This window comes from Martinezella calliandrae (assembly GCF_030272695.1).
Lineage (GTDB): Bacteria > Pseudomonadota > Alphaproteobacteria > Rhizobiales > Rhizobiaceae > Rhizobium > Rhizobium calliandrae.
On record NZ_JARFYN010000001.1, the window covers coordinates 131978 to 151042 of the forward strand.

Annotated in this window: 16 protein-coding genes and 1 pseudogene; 7 read left to right on the plus strand and 10 right to left on the minus strand. The window is 60.3% G+C overall.

Features of this window, described 5'->3' with window-relative positions:
* Positions 1-8: 8 nt before the first annotated feature.
* The 7 genes from PY650_RS00645 to hutI form a co-directional block, all read right to left on the minus strand.
* A complete protein-coding gene (locus tag PY650_RS00645; RefSeq protein WP_285877152.1) occupies positions 9-320 on the minus strand; it encodes a hypothetical protein in 312 nt (103 codons plus the stop codon).
* Between the two features lie 233 nt (positions 321-553).
* Entirely contained in the window at positions 554-1993 is a 1440-nt protein-coding gene (locus PY650_RS00650; RefSeq protein WP_285877300.1) for an MFS transporter, read from the minus strand.
* A 187-nt stretch (positions 1994-2180) separates the two neighbouring features.
* Complete coding sequence (locus PY650_RS00655) at positions 2181-2843, minus strand: sulfite oxidase-like oxidoreductase (RefSeq protein ID WP_285877153.1); 663 nt, start codon at positions 2841-2843, stop codon at positions 2181-2183.
* 78 nt (positions 2844-2921) lie between these two features.
* On the minus strand, positions 2922-3485 hold the full coding sequence (locus PY650_RS00660) for a HutD/Ves family protein (protein ID WP_285877154.1): 564 nt from the start codon (positions 3483-3485) through the stop codon (positions 2922-2924).
* A 1-nt stretch (position 3486) separates the two neighbouring features.
* Positions 3487-5172 (minus strand): urocanate hydratase, encoded by a 1686-nt coding sequence (hutU, locus tag PY650_RS00665; RefSeq protein ID WP_285877155.1) that lies wholly within the window; start codon positions 5170-5172, stop codon positions 3487-3489.
* Between the two features lies 1 nt (position 5173).
* A complete protein-coding gene (gene hutH, locus PY650_RS00670) occupies positions 5174-6709 on the minus strand; it encodes a histidine ammonia-lyase (RefSeq protein ID WP_285877156.1) in 1536 nt (511 codons plus the stop codon).
* Positions 6706-7959, minus strand: a complete 1254-nt coding sequence (gene hutI / locus PY650_RS00675; RefSeq protein ID WP_285877157.1) for an imidazolonepropionase — start codon at positions 7957-7959, stop codon at positions 6706-6708. Before hutI ends, hutH begins: the two co-directional genes overlap by 4 nt.
* A 101-nt stretch (positions 7960-8060) precedes the next feature.
* Here hutI and PY650_RS00680 point away from each other — a divergent pair, with 101 nt between their 5' ends.
* Both PY650_RS00680 and hutC read left to right on the plus strand, forming a co-directional pair.
* Positions 8061-9404, plus strand: a complete 1344-nt coding sequence (locus PY650_RS00680) for a formimidoylglutamate deiminase (RefSeq protein WP_285877158.1) — start codon at positions 8061-8063, stop codon at positions 9402-9404.
* An 83-nt stretch (positions 9405-9487) separates the two neighbouring features.
* Positions 9488-10207 carry a histidine utilization transcriptional repressor HutC gene (hutC, locus tag PY650_RS00685; RefSeq protein WP_285877159.1) on the plus strand — a complete coding sequence of 240 codons (720 nt, stop codon included), beginning with the start codon at positions 9488-9490 and terminating at the stop codon, positions 10205-10207.
* Positions 10208-10218: 11 nt separating this feature from the next.
* Here hutC and PY650_RS00690 read toward each other — a convergent pair whose 3' ends face one another.
* Complete coding sequence (locus tag PY650_RS00690) at positions 10219-10374, minus strand: hypothetical protein (protein WP_285872422.1); 156 nt, start codon at positions 10372-10374, stop codon at positions 10219-10221.
* Between the two features lie 265 nt (positions 10375-10639).
* Here PY650_RS00690 and PY650_RS00695 point away from each other — a divergent pair, with 265 nt between their 5' ends.
* The 5 genes from PY650_RS00695 (at position 10640) to PY650_RS00715 (ending at position 14339) form a co-directional block, all read left to right on the plus strand.
* On the plus strand, positions 10640-11239 hold the full coding sequence (locus tag PY650_RS00695) for a TetR/AcrR family transcriptional regulator (RefSeq protein WP_285877160.1): 600 nt from the start codon (positions 10640-10642) through the stop codon (positions 11237-11239).
* Positions 11240-11535: 296 nt separating this feature from the next.
* Positions 11536-12162, plus strand: a complete 627-nt coding sequence (locus PY650_RS00700) for a hypothetical protein (protein ID WP_285877161.1) — start codon at positions 11536-11538, stop codon at positions 12160-12162.
* A gap of 176 nt (positions 12163-12338) precedes the next feature.
* Entirely contained in the window at positions 12339-13196 is an 858-nt protein-coding gene (locus PY650_RS00705) for a cytochrome b/b6 domain-containing protein (RefSeq protein WP_285877162.1), read from the plus strand.
* Positions 13193-13969, plus strand: a complete 777-nt coding sequence (locus PY650_RS00710) for a molybdopterin-binding protein (protein WP_285877163.1) — start codon at positions 13193-13195, stop codon at positions 13967-13969. The genes PY650_RS00705 and PY650_RS00710 overlap by 4 nt, the downstream gene beginning before the upstream one ends.
* Before the next feature lie 112 nt (positions 13970-14081).
* Positions 14082-14339 (plus strand): hypothetical protein, encoded by a 258-nt coding sequence (locus PY650_RS00715; RefSeq protein ID WP_285873482.1) that lies wholly within the window; start codon positions 14082-14084, stop codon positions 14337-14339.
* Positions 14340-14560: 221 nt separating this feature from the next.
* Here PY650_RS00715 and PY650_RS00720 read toward each other — a convergent pair whose 3' ends face one another.
* Both PY650_RS00720 and PY650_RS00725 read right to left on the minus strand, forming a co-directional pair.
* Positions 14561-17716: an efflux RND transporter permease subunit gene (locus PY650_RS00720; protein ID WP_285877164.1), complete on the minus strand. Its 3156-nt coding sequence runs from the start codon at positions 17714-17716 to the stop codon at positions 14561-14563.
* Positions 17716-18884, minus strand: a pseudogene (locus tag PY650_RS00725) (efflux RND transporter periplasmic adaptor subunit). The gene PY650_RS00720 and the pseudogene PY650_RS00725 overlap by 1 nt, the downstream one beginning before the upstream one ends.
* Positions 18885-19065: the final 181 nt, after the last annotated feature.

The following is a 19065-nucleotide window of genomic DNA, read 5'->3' on the forward strand; positions in this document are numbered from 1 at the left end:
CATCGAAACTACCACCCGGGGCAATGCGAGGTCGGACCGGCGGCGTATGTATTCGAAACGCCGACGGAGTTCGGCGCTGCGGCGCATTGCAGCCTCGTAATCGCATCGCCGGCGCGGATTGGACCGGTCACCGACGGATCGGTGTTGATCGTGCCATCCGGAAGAATCGCGTCCTTGGAATGATCGACGAAGCCAGCGTCGGTCTGCATTGCCTGCGCGTCGAAGGTTGCGGTGCGATGCTTGTGTGCGGAACCCGCCAAAGCGGCACTAGTGGACACGCCGACGACGATGGCGGAGATGGTAAGAGCCTTGAGCAGCATGGCACGTGCCTCCTGTGGAGTTGAAACCCACTATATATATATGAATCACGAAGGTATTTTACACCATCGCGAGAGCCGACGTCACGCTGGTTTGATCGGCAATCACGCCATAACAATATCGGTATGAACAAAATCATAGCCCTTGGTTAACACGGGCAAATCAAGAGCCTGCACGCAAGCATAGGCAAAGCAGTCGCCGAATATAACGCCTGCAATTTCAACAACGCCCTCGATTATTTTCGTGTATTGTGCCGCGATACTTCCGCGCCCGCATCATGCGGCAGGCGGAGGAAGCGCAGCGACGAGACGACGCCGATCAGAGCGATGGCGATGAAGGCCCAGCGAAAATCGACGGGAGTGAGCATTTCGCCACCGTAAATGGTGCGCGAGAGGTTGAGCACTGCGGCGCCGACCGCGACGCCCAGCAGAAGCGAAACCTGCTGCAGCATACTTGACAGGGTCGAAGCAGAACTGCGTTGCGCCGCATGGATATCGGCGAAGGCAAGCGTGTTCAGCGCGGTGAAATTCATCGAGCGGGACAGGCCGGCGCAAAGGAGGAGGATGTAGGTTAGCCAATCGGGAGTCGATGGCGACAACAGTGCGAAGCAGCCGATGCTCGCCGACGAGATCAGGCCATTGACAACGAGCACGCTGCGGAAACCGAAAGCCTTCAGCATCGGCGTCGTGATCGCCTTCATGCCGAGATTGCCGGCGAAATAAACCAGCAGATAGGCGCCGGCGTTGATCGCCGATAGACCGAAACCAACCTGGAAGAGCAGCGGCAGCAGAAACGGCGTGGCGTTGATCGCCACCCGGCTCGCCGTGCCGGCCGAGAGCGTGGCCATGGCGAAGGTCTGGATCTTGAAGGCGGAAAGATCGAGCAGCGGCGCATCGACCCTTAGAAAATGCCTGGTGGCGATGATGGAAAAGACGACGCCGACGGCAATCAAGCCGACGCTAGCTGCAAGACCGGTGGTACCATGAACGACGAATTCGAGACCGGCGAGCAGAAACGTCAGGCCCACCGCAGACTGGAGGAAGCCGGTGAGGTCTAGCCTTGCGACTTTCACTTCACGCGGGTCCGGCACGAAGCGCAGGACGAGGCCGAGCCCGACGATGCCGATCGGTATGTTAATCAAAAAGTTCCAGTGCCAGTTCAGATAGGTGGTGATGTAGCCACCGAGCACGGGACCAAGGACGGGCGCGGTCAATGCCGGCCAGGTGATCATCGACATGGCATGCACAAGATCAGATTTGCGGGCGCTGCGCAGCACGATAATGCGGCCGACCGGGGTCATCAGCGCACTGCCAATACCCTGCACCGCGCGGGCAATAACGAATTCGGTCAGATTGAAAGCCAAGCCGCAAAACAGTGAGGCGACGGTAAAGATGGCAATCGATGCTAAAAACACTCGGCGGGCGCCGTATCGGTCGCCGGCCCAACCCGCCAGCGGCACAAAGGCCGACATGGTCAGCAGATAGACGGTAATACCGATGCTCATCGCCACTGGCACGACGCCGAAGCTCGCTGCCATCTGCGGCAACGAGGTCGTAACGATCGTGCCGTCCAGGACCTGCATGAAGAAGGAGACGGCGACGACGAAGGCGATAATGCGCGATTGCCGGCCGAAACTTTGTTCGGAAGGCTGCTCTGTGGTCTGAACGGCGGTCATAGCATCGGATATGAGGGTAGCTGGTTGTGGATCGCCGGATAAATCCGACATCAATCATATGATCAATGCATACGCCCATTGCCGCCAGATGCAAAGCCGCAAACCCATGCCGGTGCCATCAAAAATTGACACGGTAACATGAATTTTGCGACCATTGACGGGTTGTCCTCGACCACATCACACCGGGTCAATCGTCCGAATATCGCTGCTCGCGCCAAGGATCGCCATACATATGATAGCCGTTCTTCTCCCAGAAACCGGCCCTGTCGGCACCGATGAGCTCGATGCGGTTCAGCCACTTGGCGCTCTTCCAGAAATAGAGATGCGGCAGGACGAGACGCATCGGGCCGCCATGTTCGCCGGTCAGTGGCAGGCCCTCCCAGGCGGTGGCGAGGATACCATCTTCGGCCGCGAAATCTGAAAGGGGAAGATTGGTGGTATAGCCGTCATAGCTTGTCAGCAGTACATGATGCGCCTCGGCCGTAGGCATGACGAGATCAAGCAGATCGCGCGTCGAAACCCCTTCCCACCTGTTGTCATAGCGCGACCAGGTGGTGACGCAGTGAATATCGCTGACGCGGGTGCTGTGCTCGATTGCCTGGAAAGCGGCCCAATCGAGGCTAAGCCGCTTTTCCACGAAGCCAAACACATCGAGCCGCCAGCTCGACAAGGACACCTGTGGCTGTGCGCCGAGATCAAGCACCGGCCAATTTTTGACGAGATGCTGCCCCGGTGGCAGACGCTCCGTCTCGGGCCGGCTGATACGCCCCGTCAGAAATTTGCCCTCGACCGCCCAACGGCGCTTCGAGTTGGTGAGCTTGCTATCGGTGGGGGTCTGATCGTCGCTCATACGGACATCCTCTCTGCGGCGCGGCAATAGGATAACCGGGGCATGTCGGTGTCAAGTCAAAGCGCAGTCGATAGCCGACTATATTGCCTCAATGGCGATGAAAAACAGCTGCGCCTTGCCCGAGATCGAACGCCGCCCGGCGCCTTCGTTCGAGACAAGCAGGCAATCGCCCGCACCAAGCACCGTGCCGTCGATACCGACATCTCCGCGATGGCAAAGGACAAGGCTGGTCCCGCCTTTCAGCTCGACTACTTTGTTTCCATTAATCGAAACGCGCTGCACCGAATGGATGAAGCGCCCCCGACGCGTCATCACGTTGAGATCCGTGATCGTCCCGTCGATCAAGGTTGCCGAGGACAATGCATCGGCCCGAAATGGCAGCGGCTCGCTCTCCTGCGTCAGGCGTTCGGGCGCGCGGCCCTCGATGAAGAGGGCCATCCCCACGCCGTCGAGAATGGATAGCGTGCGATCGATTCCGGGAAAGACCGAGAACGGTCCGTCCGTGGCAACGGTCGCCATGCTGACGCGCCAGTCGAAATCGGCGAGCCCGGCACCGTCGGGCGAAACGGCGATCTCCACCGTCTCGCCGCCGCCATTTTTCCAAGGCATGCGCTTGTAATCACTGGCGCGCAGCAGCTTCATCTCAGTTCCCCAGGATTGCCGGCAGGCGCAGGCCCTGCTCCTTGGCGCAATTGATGGCGATCTCATAGCCGGCATCGGCATGGCGCATGACGCCGGTCGCCGGATCGTTCCAGAGAACGCGTTCCAGACGCCTTGCTGCATCATCCGTGCCGTCGGCGCAGATGACCATGCCGGAGTGCTGGGAAAAGCCCATGCCGACACCGCCGCCATGATGCAGCGATACCCAGGTGGCGCCGGAAGCGGTATTTAGCAGCGCGTTGAGCAGCGGCCAGTCGGAAACGGCATCCGATCCGTCCTTCATTGCTTCGGTCTCGCGGTTCGGCGAAGCCACCGAGCCGGAGTCCAAATGGTCACGGCCGATCACGATGGGAGCTTTCAGCTCGCCGTTCCTGACCATCTCGTTGAACGCAAGGCCGAGACGGTGGCGATCACCAAGCCCAACCCAGCAGATGCGGGCCGGCAGGCCCTGGAAGGCGATGCGATCACGGGCCATGTCCAGCCAATTGTGCAGGTGCTTATTGTCAGGCAGCAGCTCCTTCACCTTGGCATCGGTCTTGTAGATATCCTCCGGATCGCCCGAGAGAGCAGCCCAACGGAAGGGGCCGATGCCGCGGCAGAAGAGCGGGCGGATATAGGCGGGCACGAAGCCCGGGAAGGCAAAGGCGTTTTCGAAACCTTCGTCCTTGGCGACCTGGCGGATGTTATTGCCATAGTCGAGCGTCGGCACGCCGGCATTCCAGAAGGCGACCATGGCTTCGACATGCACCCTCATCGAGGCGCGGGCGGCAGCTTCCACAGCCTTCGGATCGCTCTCGCGTTTGGCCTTCGCCTCGGCCACAGTCCAGCCGAGCGGCAGGTAACCGTTCAGCGGATCATGCGCCGAGGTCTGGTCGGTGACGATATCCGGGCGCGGACCGCCTGCCTTCATGCGCTTGACCAATTCCGGGAAAATTTCTGCGGCATTGCCGAGCAGGCCGACCGACTTTGCTTCACCAGCCTTCGTCCACTTGTCGATCATGGCAAGCGCTTCGTCGAGAGTCTTTGCCTTTTCGTCGACATAGCGGGTGCGAAGGCGGAAATCGATGCGGGTCTCGTCGCACTCGACAGCGAGGCAGCAGGCGCCGGCCATGACGGCCGCCAGCGGCTGCGCGCCGCCCATGCCGCCGAGACCGCCGGTCAGGATCCACTTGCCCTTGAGGTTGCCGGCGTAATGCTGGCGTCCTGCCTCGGCGAAAGTCTCGAAGGTGCCCTGCACGATGCCTTGCGTGCCGATATAGATCCACGAGCCCGCGGTCATCTGGCCGTACATGGCCAGCCCCTTCTTATCCAACTCGTTGAAGTGATCCCAGGTCGCCCAATGCGGCACGAGGTTGGAATTGGCAATCAGGACACGCGGCGCGTCCTTGTGGGTGCGGAAGACACCGACTGGCTTACCGGATTGCACGAGCAGCGTCTCTTCCTCGGTCAAGGTCTTCAGCGTCTCGGCAATGCGATCGAAATCGTCCCACGTACGGGCTGCACGGCCGATACCGCCATAGACCACCAGCTCGTTCGGATTTTCCGCAACATCAGGATCGAGATTGTTCATCAGCATCCGCAGCGGTGCTTCGGTCAACCAGCTCTTGGCGTTGAGCTCCGGGCCGCGCGGCGCACGGATTTCGCGGATATTATGGCGTGGGTTGGTCATGTCATATCTCCAGAGAGGGCAGGATGCCGGCGGATACGGATAGGTTGAGCGTGCCGGAGGCGACGAGGTCGCTTGCGGCCTTGAGATCGTTTGCCATGTAGCGGTCTTCATCGAGCGTCGGCACGGCGGCGCGGATGGCGGCAATGGCGAGCGTCAGTTCGGGGCTCGTCGTCAGCGGGGCGCGCAGCTCGACACCTTGTGAGGCGGTCAGCGCCTCGATGCCGATGATTGCGAAGAGATTATCGGTCATCGACAGCAGTCGGCGCGCGCCATGGCATGCCATGGACACGTGGTCTTCCTGATTGGCCGAGGTCGGCGTCGAATCGACGGAAGCGGGATGAGACATCTGCTTGTTTTCCGACATCAATGCCGCCGACGTCACCTCGGCGATCATCAGTCCCGAGTTCAGACCGGGCTTTTTCGCAAGGAAGGCCGGCAAGCCATAACTCAGTGCCGGATCGACCAGCAGCGCGATGCGGCGCTGAGAGATCGCGCCGATTTCGCAGATGGCAATCGCGATCTGGTCGGCGGCGAAAGCCACCGGCTCGGCATGGAAATTGCCGCCGGACACCACGGAATTGTCTGACAAGACAAGCGGATTGTCGGTGACCGCGTTCGCTTCGATTTCCAGCGTGCGACCGACCGAGCGCAAAAGGTCGAGACAGGCGCCATCGACCTGTGGCTGACAGCGAATGCAGTAGGGGTCCTGAACGCGCTCATCGCCTTCGATATGGCTTTGGCGGATCACAGAGCCGGCAAGCAAGCCGCGAAGCGCGGCGGCGGTGTCGATCTGGCCCTTATGGCCGCGCAGCGTGTGGATATCGGGATGGAACGGTGCGGATGATCCCATGGCGGCATCCGTGGACATGGCACCGGTGATGAGGGCTGCCTGGGCGGCGCGATGGGCGCGGAAAAGGCCCGCCAACGCAAGCCCGGTCGACACCTGCGTGCCGTTGATTAGCGCCAGCCCTTCCTTGGCGGCTAGTACGACCGGCTTCAGGCCGGCCTTTTCGAGCGCTGCCGCGCCGGAAAGCCGTTCACCGACATAAAAAGCTTCGCCATGACCCATCATGACCGCAGTCATATGAGCAAGCGGAGCGAGGTCACCCGAGGCGCCGACGGAACCCTTCTCGGGGATGACCGGAACGACGCCTTTCTCAAGCATCGCCTCTATCAGTCGCACCAGTTCCAGACGTACGCCGGAAGCGCCGCGGCCAAGCGAGACCAGCTTCAGCGACATGATCAGGCGAACGACGTTCTCCGGCAGCGGCTGGCCGACGCCGCAGCAATGCGAGAGGATAAGATTGCTCTGCAGGGTGGCAACGTCTGCGCCGTCGATCTTGATGGAAGCCAGCTTACCGAAACCCGTATTGATGCCGTAGACCGGCGCATTGCCGGCGGCGATCTCGGCAATACGGGCAGCGGCCCTGGCAATACCGGCATCGAAGGAGGTGTCGAGCTTGGCAGGCTCGCCAGTCCAGTAGATCGCGGCCAGTTGTTTTAGCGACACGGAGCCAGGATGGAGGGTGACAGTCATCGGTCGAAACTTTCTCCCTTGAAAATGCGGGCATGGAGCGGATTGAAGCCGATGCGGTAGACAAGCTCGGCGGGGCTTTCGATGTCCCAAATGGCGAAATCGGCCGATTTGCCAGCCTCTAGCGTGCCGGTCTTAGCAAGCAGGCCGAGAGCCCGGGCGCCTTCACGGGTGGCGCCCGCGATGCATTCCTCGACCGTCAGGCCGAAAAGGGTCGCCGCCATGTTCATCGTCAGCAGCATTGAGGTCAACGGCGAAGTTCCGGGATTGCAATCAGTTGCGATGGCAATTGGGACACCGCCCTCGCGCAGTACCTTGACTGGCGGCTTCTGCTTCTCATGGATGGCATAGAAAGCGCCGGGCAATAGAACCGCGACCGTGCCGGCATCCGACATCGCCTTCACGCCGTCCTCGTCGAGATATTCGAGATGGTCGGCGGAGAGAGCCCCATAGGAGGCGGCAAGCTTGGCGCCGCCGAGGTTGGAAAGCTGCTCGGCATGCAGCTTCATAGGGATGCCCAGAGACTTGGCCAGATCGAAAACGCGGGCAATCTCGGCCGGCGAAAAGGCGATGCCTTCGCAGAAGCCGTCAACGGCGTTGACGAGACCCTTTTCATGCGCCTGCGCCAAACCGGGCAAGACGACGTCGGTGATGTAATCGCCGTTGCGGCCCTTATATTCGACGGGCGTCGCATGCGCCGCGAGATAGGAGCTGACGACACGGACCGGACGGGCATCTTCCAGCGCACGCGCGGCCTGCAACATCTTCAGTTCGGATTCGATGCTGAGGCCATAACCGGACTTCACCTCGATCGTAGTGACACCTTCGGCAAGCAGCGCATCGAGGCGCGGCAATGCAGCCGCAATGAGATCGTTGACGGATAATGCACGGGTCGCATTGACGGAGGAGACGATGCCGCCGCCGGCCCGCGCGATCTCCTCGTAACTTGCGCCCTCCAGCCGCATTTCGAATTCACGGGCGCGATTGCCGCCGTGGACGATGTGCGTGTGGCAATCGATGAGACCGGGCGTGACCCAGCGACCTTCGAGGTCGATGGTTTCGGCGTTGCCGATCTCGGGCATATCACTTTCGCTGCCTGCGAAAACAATACGGCCATCCCTGCTCAGGATCGCGCCACTCTCGATAATGCCGAGCCCAGGCATGCCCCCTGTCAAGGTCGCCAGACGAGCATTGCGCCAAAGGCGGCTGCCTTCGGATCTCACGCTATCTTCGGAAAATTTGTTCCCACTCATCAGCTTTACGCCTTTCCTTATGGGTCCATAATGTATATACATAATAAAAATGCTGACAAGAGGGATTTTGGATTCAACATCCAAAAGGAAAGGGTTGGACCATGACGAAACTTCATGCACGTTCGGCATTGCTTGGGAATGGCTGGCGACAGAATACCCGGCTAACCCTTGCAGATGGTCGCATTACCAACATCGAGACCGAGGTCGCGGCTGAGGCCGGCGACGAGCGCCACGACGTTCTGGTTCCCGCGATGCCGAATCTGCACAGCCACGCCTTTCAACGCGCGATGGCCGGCCTTGCCGAAGTTCGAGGCCCGGCGAACGACAGCTTCTGGAGCTGGCGGACTGTCATGTACAAGTTCGCGCTCTCAATGACCCCCGACCATGTCGAGGCGGTTGCCGCGCAGCTCTATATGGAAATGCTGGAAGCCGGTTTCTCTCGTGTTGGCGAGTTCCACTATCTGCACCACGACAAGGATGGCGGCTCCTATGCTGACATCGCCGAGCTGGCCGGGCGCATCGCTGCGGCAAGCGCGGAGACCGGCATTGGGTTGACGCTTCTGCCGGTCTTCTACGCCTATTCCGGCTTTGGCGGCGCGGCCCCCATCGACGGCCAACGGCGTTTCATCAATTCGCTCGATCGGTTCGAAACCCTGATGGCCGGCTGCCGAACCATCGTTGACCGGTTGCCTGGCGCCGAACTCGGCCTTGCCCCGCATAGTTTGAGAGCAGTAACGCCCGAAGAACTGGCAAAACTCGTGCCGCTCGCCGGCGATGGACCGATCCATATCCATGTCGCCGAACAGGTGAAGGAAGTCGAGGATTGTGCCGCCTGGTCCGGAGCACGGCCAGTCGAATGGCTCCTCGATCACGCTCCGGTCGACGCGCGTTGGTGCTTGATCCATGCCACCCACATGACCGACGACGAAACCCGACGGATGGCGAAAAGCGGTGCGGTCGCCGGCCTTTGCCCGGTGACCGAAGCCAATCTCGGCGACGGCACTTTTTCCGCGCCTCTGTTCCTGGAGGAAGGAGGTCGCTACGGCATCGGCTCGGATTCCAACATCCTGATCTCCGTTCCGGAAGAATTGCGACAGCTGGAATATTCGCAACGCCTGGCGCTGAGGGCCCGCAATGTCCTCGCACCTCCAGGCGACTCGACGGCGCGAGCGTTGTTCGATCATGCGCTTGCCGGCGGCGGCGCGGCATTGAAGGCCCCGGCGGGGCTCGCGGTCGGACACTATGCCGACCTGGTTTCACTCAACATCAGCGGCGCGCCCTATCTCTTCGGCGACCAGATCCTCGATCAGTGGATATTTGCCGGCGGCGTTGCCGTCGACAGCGTCTGGGCGCAGGGCCGCAAGCAGGTCGAAGGCGGCCGTCACAGGAAACGCGAAACAATTTCTGCACGATTCCGCGCTGCAATGACCGAACTAATCGGTTGAAAAAGAGCTTTTCCTCGCGACAATGAAATTCTAAATAAACAAAGTGGCGATTAACCCAGGTCTCACGAGGAAGCGGTCGGCGCATGACCATAGGTAAAGAGGCGACGCTCCATCAGCGTATCCTGAGCGATATCGAGAGCCGGATCGTCTCCGGCGATTGGCCGCCCGGCCATCGGATTCCCTTCGAGCTTTCCCTGGCGGAACAATATGATTGTTCGCGCATGACGGTGAACAAGGTGCTGACACAGCTTGCCCGCGCCGGGTTGATCGAACGGCGCAAGCGCTCGGGGAGCTTCGTCACTCAGCCGCAGGCGCAGTCGGCAGTGTTGGAAATCCACGACATCAAGTCGGAAATCCTGTCGCTGAACCTGCCCTACTCCCACAAGATCGTGAAGCGCGCCAAGCGCAAGGGTCGCGCCGAGGATGGGCGGCGGCTGCAATTTGCCGGCGCGGTATCGGTATTGGAAATCACCTGTATCCACTATGCCGGCCCCCGGCCCTTCTGCCTCGAGGACCGCGTCATCAATCTCGACGCAGTACCGGAGGCGGACGAGGTCGATTTCGATGATTTACCGCCCGGGCCGTGGCTGATCAATCAGGTACCGTGGAGCACGGCCGAGCACCAGATCCGCGCCATCCCCGCGGACGGCGAAGCCGCTGCCAACCTGGATATTGCGAAGGGCACCGCCTGCCTCGTCATCGAGCGGGGCACATGGAGCGGCCTCGGACCGATCACTCACGTCCGTCTCACCTACCCCGGCGACCGTCATACATTGGTGGCGCGCTTCACGCCGTCGAGCTGAAACCTACCGCGCTATTGGCGCTGCTGCACGGGTTCGGCCTGCATTGGGATAAGGTTGTCGGATTGATGGATGGGCCGCACCGGATTGACCAGCAGGATGCTGAGTGCAATCAGCACCAGCGCCAATATAAGGGTGAGGCCGACCAAAAGTTGACGAATCGCTATCATTTCGGTCCTCCCATTCCGAATTCGACATCTACAGATACAGCAAGGGGATTTCGTGGCAACCAGCCATTTCATGGCTGAAACGTTGTATCGGGTTTGAATGTTCCAGTGCCGGCTGCGATTTTCCGAGCTTGCTTAAGGTAGAAAAGTGGCCGATCCGGACGTATCCGGGTTGGTTGGGTGTTGCCGATGTCGCGGTACTTTATGTGTGTTCGGTCCATCCGTCTATGGGCTTGACAGACACCCTACCAATAGGTAGGCAAATTGGATGAGCAATATTTCGACAAAAGCGGACGAAATCGTACAATCCGCACGCGGCCTGATCATCGCGGGCGGCTACAACAGCTTCAGCTTCGCCGACATTTCTGCAGAAGTCGGCATTCGCAAGGCCAGTATCCATCATCATTTCCCCACCAAGGCCGCTCTCGTCAGAACCGTCGTCGCCCGCTATCGGGAAGAGGCGCGGCAGGGTCTCGCCAGGGCCGACGCCAACATTGCCGATCCCGTCGCCCGCCTTCGAGCCTACACGGGTTTCTGGGAAGCGTGCATCACAGACAACACCGCCCCCTTTTGCATCTGCGCCATGTTGGCCGCCGAGCTGCCGGTGCTGCCGGCCGATGTCGCTGTAGAAGTGCGCGGCCATTTTCGCGATCTGGCAAGCTGGCTTGCGGCCGTTATGAAACATGGAGGTGCCGAAGGCCGATTTGTTCTGCAGCGTCCGGCTGCGGAAGAAGCTCTGACCTTTATGGCAACCGTACATGGCGCCATGCTATCGGCGCGGGCCTATGGCGATCCCAAGGTCTTTGCCACCGTCGTCGAACCGCTGTTCGACCGGCTAGGGCATCCCTTGCCAGGTGGAATCACCTAAAAGTGAAGATGCTCTAGGTTCAAGAGATTAAAGCGACCTTTGTGCTTTCAAATAAACGCGCGGCGCTCTGACCACTGGCCATTGGAATCAATAGATTTTCCGCGGCTTTGCCGGATAACGTTTCTCTCACGCTTGTTTGATTGGCGGAGCTACCGAGTGGTAGATAGGATCGCCGCGTTGCAATTGAGATTAGGATCTTTCCTCCCAGTTTTCTCGTGCAAGGAATTCTCTTCGCTGGCCTCGGCCGCTATCTCGAAAAGCCTACCGACTAGTAGGTATCTTAAGGGAGACTATTCATGGATCGCAAGCTTCTGACGAAGGGCAGCGTGTTGGCGTTGGCCACCGGCGCTATCGTAACGCTCGCCGCCCTACAGGGCGCCAACGCCGCCGATCGTGTCCGCGTGCGCGGCACGATAGACAGCCTCGATGGCAATACCATCAAGGTCAAGTCCCGCGACGGCAAGGAGGTCACGGTGATGCTGAAATCCGGCTGGGCCGTCACCGGCGTAACCGAGGCATCGGCCGCCGACATCAAACCCGGCGATTTCGTCGGCATTGCGAACGAGCCGACCGCTAGCGGCGTTGCCGGTGCTATCGAGGTCGTGATCTTTCCGGCCTCGATGAAGGGCACCGGCGAGGGCGACCGCCCCTGGGATTCGAAGCCTAACAGCTCGATGACCAATGCCACGGTTGCCAACACCGTCAAATCGGTCAACGGTCCGACGTTGACGCTGACCTACAAGGGCGGCGAGAAGAAAATCAACATCCCGGAGGGCACCCCCGTCGTGACCTTCGCAGCAGCCACCAAGGACGATCTGAAGCCCGGCGCCGCTGTCTTCATCACCGGCGAAACCTCCGGCGACGGCATGGTTTCGTCCGATCGCGTTGCCGTTGGCGTCAACGGCACCGTTCCACCGATGTGATCTTCCCGCAAAAGCAAGTTCGCGGGGCCTACCGGCACCCGCCCGCCGAGGCCTGCCACGGCGCTCCGCTTTCAGCTCTCTCGCTGACGGAGCGCCGCGCTTTCTCTGGTCAATTGTGGTACCATGCAGCCTGGATTTCCAATGGGTTCGGTGAAGATTTCGAGAGGAACCAAGCGATGGCCGACATCGATGCGACCGGTGCGCCGCCCGTGCACCCCCGAACGATCTACATTCGTCGGCATTCGGTCGTCATCCGACTGACGCACTGGCTAAACGTGCTTTGTCTTACGCTGCTGCTGATGAGCGGCATGCAAATATTCAACGCCCATCCCTCCCTGTATTGGGGTCAATATGGCGCCAATGCCGATCCGTCCTGGCTGCAGATATCGGCCACCGACGGCGACACTCGGCCATATGGCACCTTCCGTATCGGCAGCCTGACGATCCCGACGACCGGCGTTCTCGGTGCATCGAAAGAAGACGGTCAGTGGACTGTGCGCGCTTTTCCCGCGTGGGCGACGATCCCGAGTTATCAGGATCTGGCCGCCGGTCGGCGCTGGCACTTCTTCTTCGCCTGGCTCTTCGTACTCAATGGCCTGATCTATTTGCTTTATGGCTTTGTCGCCGGTCATTTCAGCCGCGACCTTACACCGTCGGGCGCAGAGGTCTCGCCGCGCAATCTCTGGCACGAGATCGTCGAGCACGCCCGACTGCGCTTCCCGAAAGGCGAGAAGGCAAAGCGCTACAATGCATTGCAAAAGCTCACCTATCTGATCGTCATCTTCATTCTGCTTCCGCTGATGCTGGCGACCGGGCTTACCATGTCGCCCGGCATCGATGCCGGCTACCCGTTCCTGCTCGATATTTTCGGCGGGCGGCAAACCGCACGCGGCATTCATTTCATCACCGCCTGGACGATCGTGCTCTTCGTTCTCGTGCATGTGGCGATGGTCATCCTATCCGGCCTCTGGAACAACATGCGCTCCATGGTGACCGGTCGATACGCTATCCGCATCGAAAGAGAGGACGCATGAGCAAGATCGTCACCCGCCGCCGTTTCCTCATTGGCTCCGCCGCCGGCCTCGGCGCCATAGGCCTGACCGGCTGCGACGATGTCACCGGGAACGAGAACGTCCAGAAGGTGTTGGCGATGGCCGAAGGTCTGACCATGGACACGCAACGCCTGCTCGTCTCGCCGCGGACGCTTGCCCGCGAATATACCGATAAGGACATCTCGCCGACTTTCCGTTCGAATGGCACGGACGATCCCGGGACTGAGGAGTATGAAGCGATGGTGGAAAACGGCTTTTCCACCTGGAAGCTGAAGGTCGACGGCATGGTCAACCAGCCGATGGAGTTTTCGCTGGCAGACCTGAAGAAGCTGCCATCGCGCACGCAGATCACCCGCCATGACTGTGTCGAAGGCTGGAGCGCCATCGGCAAATGGACCGGCGTGCCGCTTGGTCTCATCCTCCAGAGCGTAGGGCTCAAGCCGGCCGCGCGCTATGCGGTATTCTATTGCGCCGACGAGCTGGAGCAGACGCTAGACGGTAGCGGCCGCTACTATGAAAGCATCGACTTGATCGACGCTTTCCATCCACAGACGATCCTGGCCTATTCGATGAACGGCAAAGACCTCGAAGTCGCCCACGGCGCGCCGCTGCGTCTGCGCGTCGAACGCCATCTCGGCTATAAGCATGCCAAATACGTGATGCGGATCGAAATCCGGGACAAATTCAACGACATCTGGGGCGGCAATGGCGGCTTCTGGGAAGATCGCGGCTATGAATGGTATGCCGGAATCTGAACCGCGTTGCGTTAGCATGGCCTAATTGTCGCAGCCCTTTGAGAGACGGAACACCTATGCCGCGAATGCGTTTCCTCAAGGGCAATTAAGCCCAGTATCGGAGGAAATGCACATGTTGAGATCGATTTTGATCGCAGCCGTGTTTGCGGTTGCGGGCGTCGTGCCCGCCTATGCCGCAACCGCGGCGATGAAATGTGACGACGCTTCCATCACGGCCTTGCAGACCAAGGTGGATTCAATGACCGATCAGACGAAAAAAGCAGCTGCCACCAAACAGGTTGCCATGGCAAAGGATGCCATGAAGGCCCATAAGGTCAAAACTTGTGTGACGCACATGGAGAATGCCACAAAGGGCATGACCAAGATGTAATGGCGCACCCAGGCCTTGGTGGAACCAGAGGATGAGGCCCGGGCGTCCGGGCCTTACGTATTTTTTCAGCGCTGTGGCGATGCGCTTGCTTCGGCGGCCACGGATCACCGGACGGACCGGCTGCTTTGAAAGTCACCAGCAGGATAAAAAATGGCACCCGAAGGCGCCACTTTGTAGTCAATATCTAACGAGCCGCACTTGGCTCTCTATTCCGCGGGGCGCTACTCCGCCGCCTCCGCATGGCCGTGGCTGATCTCTTCATCCTCGTCGTCCTCTTCCGCCGTCGGCTGTTTCCAGGCGATCAGGCGGTAGAACATCGGAATGAAGAAGGTGGCTATGAAAGTCGCCGCCAGCATGCCGCCGATGACGCCGGTGCCGATGGCGTGGCGGCTGGCGGAACCTGCGCCGCTGCTGATCGCCAGCGGCACGACGCCGAGAATGAAGGCGAGCGAAGTCATGACGATCGGCCGAAAACGTAGGCGCGCCGCTTCGAGCGCTGCCTCGCCGGCGCTCATGCCGTCCTTCCGTTTCAAAACCGCGAACTCGACGATCAGGATGGCGTTCTTCGCCGCCAGACCGATGAGCGTCACCATGCCGATCTGGAAATAGACGTCGTTGGTGAGCCCCCGCAGATAGGTGGCGAGCAGCGCGCCGAACAGCGCAAAGGGGATCGCGGTGATGACGGCGAGCGGCAGGCTCCATTTTTCGAACTGCGCGGCGAGGATCAGGAACACCATAATGATGCCGAAGACCATCGCCTGCGTGCCCGCGCCACCGGTTTCCAGCTCCTGATAGGCAGAGCCTGTCCAGGCGATCTGGAACCCATCGGGCAGGGTCTGTGCCGCCACTTCCTGCATCGCCTTGATCGCATCGCCAGATGTGTAGCCCCGTGCCGGATTACCGGTGATCTTGGCGGCGTTGAAGGCGTTGTAGCGCTCCAGCTGATCCGGCCCGATGACGCGCGTCACCTTGATCAGCGTATCGAGCGGGATCATCTTGCCGCTGTCGGAACGCACGAAGACCTGGCGCAGATCTTCGGGCGATTCACGGAACGGCGCCTCGGACTGCAGATTGACCTGATAGTTGCGGCCATAAAGCGTGAAGTCGTTGACATAGAGGCTGCCGAAGGTCGCCTGCATGGCATCGAAGACCGAGTTGATCGGCACGCCAAGCGCCTTCGCCTTCTCGCGGTCGAGATCGGCGCGGAACTGCGGTACGTTGGTGTCGAGCGTGGTGCGCACCGCGGCCAACTCGGGTCGCTTGGAGGCGGCCGCCACCAGCTTGTTCGTCTGATCGGCCAGCCCCTGAACGCTCTTGCCCGTGCGGTCCTGGACATAGACTTCGAAACCGCCCGTGGTCGAGAGGCCCTGGATCGGCGGTGGGTTGAAGGCGAGCACCATGGCATCCTTGATGCCCATATTGGCGCCGATCAAGGGACCTGCGAGATTGCGGGCGTCCAGTGCGGGCGTCGTGCGCTGGCTCCAGTCCTTCAGCGTCACGAAAGCGACGCCGGCGCTGCTCTTCAGGCCACCCGAAAGTAGGTCGAAACCGGAAACGGCAAAGACATCGTCGACTCCTGGGATCTTCTTGGTGTTGATCAGCGCCTGATCCATCACCGCCTGCGTGCGTGGCAGGGACGCCGCGGGCGGCAGGATGGCGAGTTCGAACAGCACGCCCTGGTCTTCATCCGGCACCAGCGATCCAGGCAGGGCGTAGAAGAGATAGCCGGTCGCTCCGAGCAGGCCGGCGACCAGCACACAGCCAAGCAAAGCGCGCTTAAGGAAGAAGGCGACGCCTGCCGTGTAGCCGCGCGTCAGCCGGTCGAAGGCGCGATTGAAGATGCGGAACGGCAACACCGGTTCGTGATGGCCGGGTTTCAGAATCAGCGCGCAGAGCGCGGGAGTCAGCGTCAACGCCACGATACCCGACAAGGTAACCGAAATCGCGATGGTGACGGCGAACTGCTTGTACATCTGGCCTGCAAGGCCGCCCATGAAAGAGACCGGCACGAACACCGCGCAGAGCACGAGCACAATCGCGATGACTGGGCCGGTCACTTCGCCCATTGCCTTGATCGCCGCCTTCTTGGGCGACAGCTTCTCGGTCGACATCAGGCGCTCGACATTTTCAAGGACGACGATGGCGTCGTCCACCACGATGCCGATGGCAAGCACCAGACCAAACAGTGTCAGCAGGTTGATCGAGAAGCCGAGCGCATACATGCCGGCAAAGGTGCCGACAATCGAGATCGGCACGGCGATGACGGGAATGAGCGTCGCGCGCCAGTTCTGCAGGAAGACGAAGACAACGATGACGACAAGAAGGATTGCTTCGATGAAGGTGTGGATCACCTCCTCGATCGACACCTGGATGAATTTCGTCGTGTCATAGGGGATCTGGTAGGAGATGCCCTGCGGGAAGGACTTCTGCAGCTCGTCGAGGCGAGCGCGCAAAGCCGACATCGTATTAAGCGCGTTGGCACCCGGCTGCAGATAAACGGCGATCGGGATTGCCGGCGTGCCGTTCAGGCTGCTCTGGATCGAATAGCTCTTGGTGCCGAGCTCGATTCGCGCGACATCCTTCAGCCGCAGCGTTGCGGCATTGGCGTCCGAACGCAGAATGATGTCGCCGAAGGCATCGACATCCGGCAGGCGTCCTTGCGTCGTTACCGTATAGGTGAAGGGCTGAGCATTGTTGTCGGGCTGGTCGCCGAACCTACCGGCGGCAAACTGTGAGTTCTGCTCCTGGATGGCAGCAGAGACATCGCTCGGCGTCAAATTATATTGCGCCAACTTGTCCGGCCGCAGCCAGATACGCATCGAATAATCGATATCGCCGAGCAGGTTGACGTCGCCGACGCCGGAGATGCGCTTGAGGTCGTCGACGACGTTGAGCAGCGCGTAGTTGCCGACGAAGGCGCGATCGTAGCGGCTGTCGGTCGAGTACATTGCCACGAAGCCGAGAATCGACGTGGAGCGCTTGGTGACAACAACGCCGAGACGGGTCACGTCCTGCGGCAGCGTCGAAACGGCGCGCTGCACGCGATTGTTGACGTTGATCGCCGCCTGGTCCGGATCGGTTCCGAGCGCAAAGGTAACGGTGATCTGTATCGCACCGCTGTTGGAGTTCGTCGACTGCATGTAAAGCATGTTTTCGACGCCGTTGATCTGCTGTTCCAATGGTGCGGCAACGGTCTGGGCCACCGTCTCGGCGCTGGCGCCGGGATAGCTGGCGGTGACGACCACCTGAGGCGGCGTCAGTTCGGGATATTGCGCGATCGGCAAGATGCGCAGGCAGACCACGCCCGCAAGCACGATGATAATCGAGATCACCGCCGCGAAAACGGGGCGATCGATAAAGAATCTATTGCTCAACATCAGTTTTGCGCCACCCTATTCGTGTCGCCCGGCGTTGCGGCCTCGGCCGCCTGCACTGGCGCGCCGGGTCGCACCTTGATGATGCCCTCCGTAATTAGTTTCTCACCGGCATTGAGGCCGGACAGCACAAGCCAGTTGCTGCCGATCTTCTGGCCGAGCGTTACCGGATTGACACGGGCATTGCCGTCCTTGTCTATCGTGTAGACGAACTGGCCCTGCGGGCTCTGCATCAGGGCCACTTCCGGAATGGTAATGGCGTTATCGAGCGAAACACCTGTAACGGTGGCGCGCACGAATTGGCCGGGCAACAGCCGGCGATTGGGGTTGTCGACCACGGCGCGAGCTTGCAGCGTGCCGGTCGACACATCGATGGTAGACGAGGTGAAGTCCACGACACCGTCATGATCATAGGTCGTGCCATCGCCGAAGGAGATCTTCACGCCTAGATTAGGCGCTTGACCCTTGGCTTTCTTGAGATCGATCAGCCGGCGCACTTCGGCGGCTTCCGTATCCGAGAACGAGAAATTGACATAGACCGGATCGAGCTGCGTGATGCTTGTAAGCAGGCCGGTATCGCCCGTCGTACCGATTAGGCTGCCTTCGGAGACCTGCTCCAGGCTGGTGATGCCGCCGACCGGGGCCGTGACCTTGGTATAACCGAGATTGAGCTGCGCGGTCTGAACCTGCGCCTGCGCTGCGGCGACCGCAGCCTCCGCCAACTGGCGCGTGGACGTCGCATCGTCTCGCGCCTTCTGGGTAACGGCATTCTGGTCGAAGAGGTTGATGTTGCGCTTTTCCTCACGCTGCGCCTGGGTCAATTGCGCCTGTGCCTGCTGCAACTGAGCCTGGGCCTGGGCAAGGGCGGCCTCGTAAGGAGCCGGATCGATAGGAAAAGCACGTCGCCGGCTTTGACTTCCGCGCCTTCGACGAAGTTCCGTTTCAACAGGATACCACCGACGCGGGCACGCACGTCGACTTGCCTATAAGCCGAGATGCGCGCAGCATATTCGTAGGTGAGCGGCACGGTCTGAGGCTTGACATCGACCACGGTCACCTGCGGCGGCGGCATTGGTGCGGCCTGCTGGGCTTGCGAGGACAGCGCGCCGAGAAAGAGGAGTCCGGCCGCAATGAGGCCGCTGCGCAAAAAGAAGGAGGAATGCGCCGTCATGGAAAATCACCGTGAGTTTAACATTTTCTATTGCAGCGCAGCATACAAACATGCATGAATGATTGTAAACATCAAATCGACGTGACTTTCCGCATGATCGCGAAAACCGCGCAATAGTTTTCAAAAAATACCATGCGAAATCAAATATATGAGGCGAGATTGAATAATTTCTCGTCTCCTG

Bases quoted from the DNA above. Each gene is read 5' to 3' on its own strand.
- PY650_RS00645 (WP_285877152.1), bottom strand. From the start codon at position 320: ATGCTGCTCAAGGCTCTTACCATCTCCGCCATCGTCGTCGGCGTGTCC.
- PY650_RS00650 (WP_285877300.1), bottom strand. From the start codon at position 1,993: ATGACCGCCGTTCAGACCACAGAGCAGCCTTCCGAACAAAGTTTCGGC.
- PY650_RS00655 (WP_285877153.1), bottom strand. From the start codon at position 2,843: ATGAGCGACGATCAGACCCCCACCGATAGCAAGCTCACCAACTCGAAG.
- PY650_RS00660 (WP_285877154.1), bottom strand. From the start codon at position 3,485: ATGAAGCTGCTGCGCGCCAGTGATTACAAGCGCATGCCTTGGAAAAAT.
- hutU (WP_285877155.1), bottom strand. From the start codon at position 5,172: ATGACCAACCCACGCCATAATATCCGCGAAATCCGTGCGCCGCGCGGC.
- hutH (WP_285877156.1), bottom strand. From the start codon at position 6,709: ATGACTGTCACCCTCCATCCTGGCTCCGTGTCGCTAAAACAACTGGCC.
- hutI (WP_285877157.1), bottom strand. From the start codon at position 7,959: ATGAGTGGGAACAAATTTTCCGAAGATAGCGTGAGATCCGAAGGCAGC.
- PY650_RS00680 (WP_285877158.1), top strand. From the start codon at position 8,061: ATGACGAAACTTCATGCACGTTCGGCATTGCTTGGGAATGGCTGGCGA.
- hutC (WP_285877159.1), top strand. From the start codon at position 9,488: ATGACCATAGGTAAAGAGGCGACGCTCCATCAGCGTATCCTGAGCGAT.
- PY650_RS00690 (WP_285872422.1), bottom strand. From the start codon at position 10,374: ATGATAGCGATTCGTCAACTTTTGGTCGGCCTCACCCTTATATTGGCG.
- PY650_RS00695 (WP_285877160.1), top strand. From the start codon at position 10,640: ATGAGCAATATTTCGACAAAAGCGGACGAAATCGTACAATCCGCACGC.
- PY650_RS00700 (WP_285877161.1), top strand. From the start codon at position 11,536: ATGGATCGCAAGCTTCTGACGAAGGGCAGCGTGTTGGCGTTGGCCACC.
- PY650_RS00705 (WP_285877162.1), top strand. From the start codon at position 12,339: ATGGCCGACATCGATGCGACCGGTGCGCCGCCCGTGCACCCCCGAACG.
- PY650_RS00710 (WP_285877163.1), top strand. From the start codon at position 13,193: ATGAGCAAGATCGTCACCCGCCGCCGTTTCCTCATTGGCTCCGCCGCC.
- PY650_RS00715 (WP_285873482.1), top strand. From the start codon at position 14,082: ATGTTGAGATCGATTTTGATCGCAGCCGTGTTTGCGGTTGCGGGCGTC.
- PY650_RS00720 (WP_285877164.1), bottom strand. From the start codon at position 17,716: ATGTTGAGCAATAGATTCTTTATCGATCGCCCCGTTTTCGCGGCGGTG.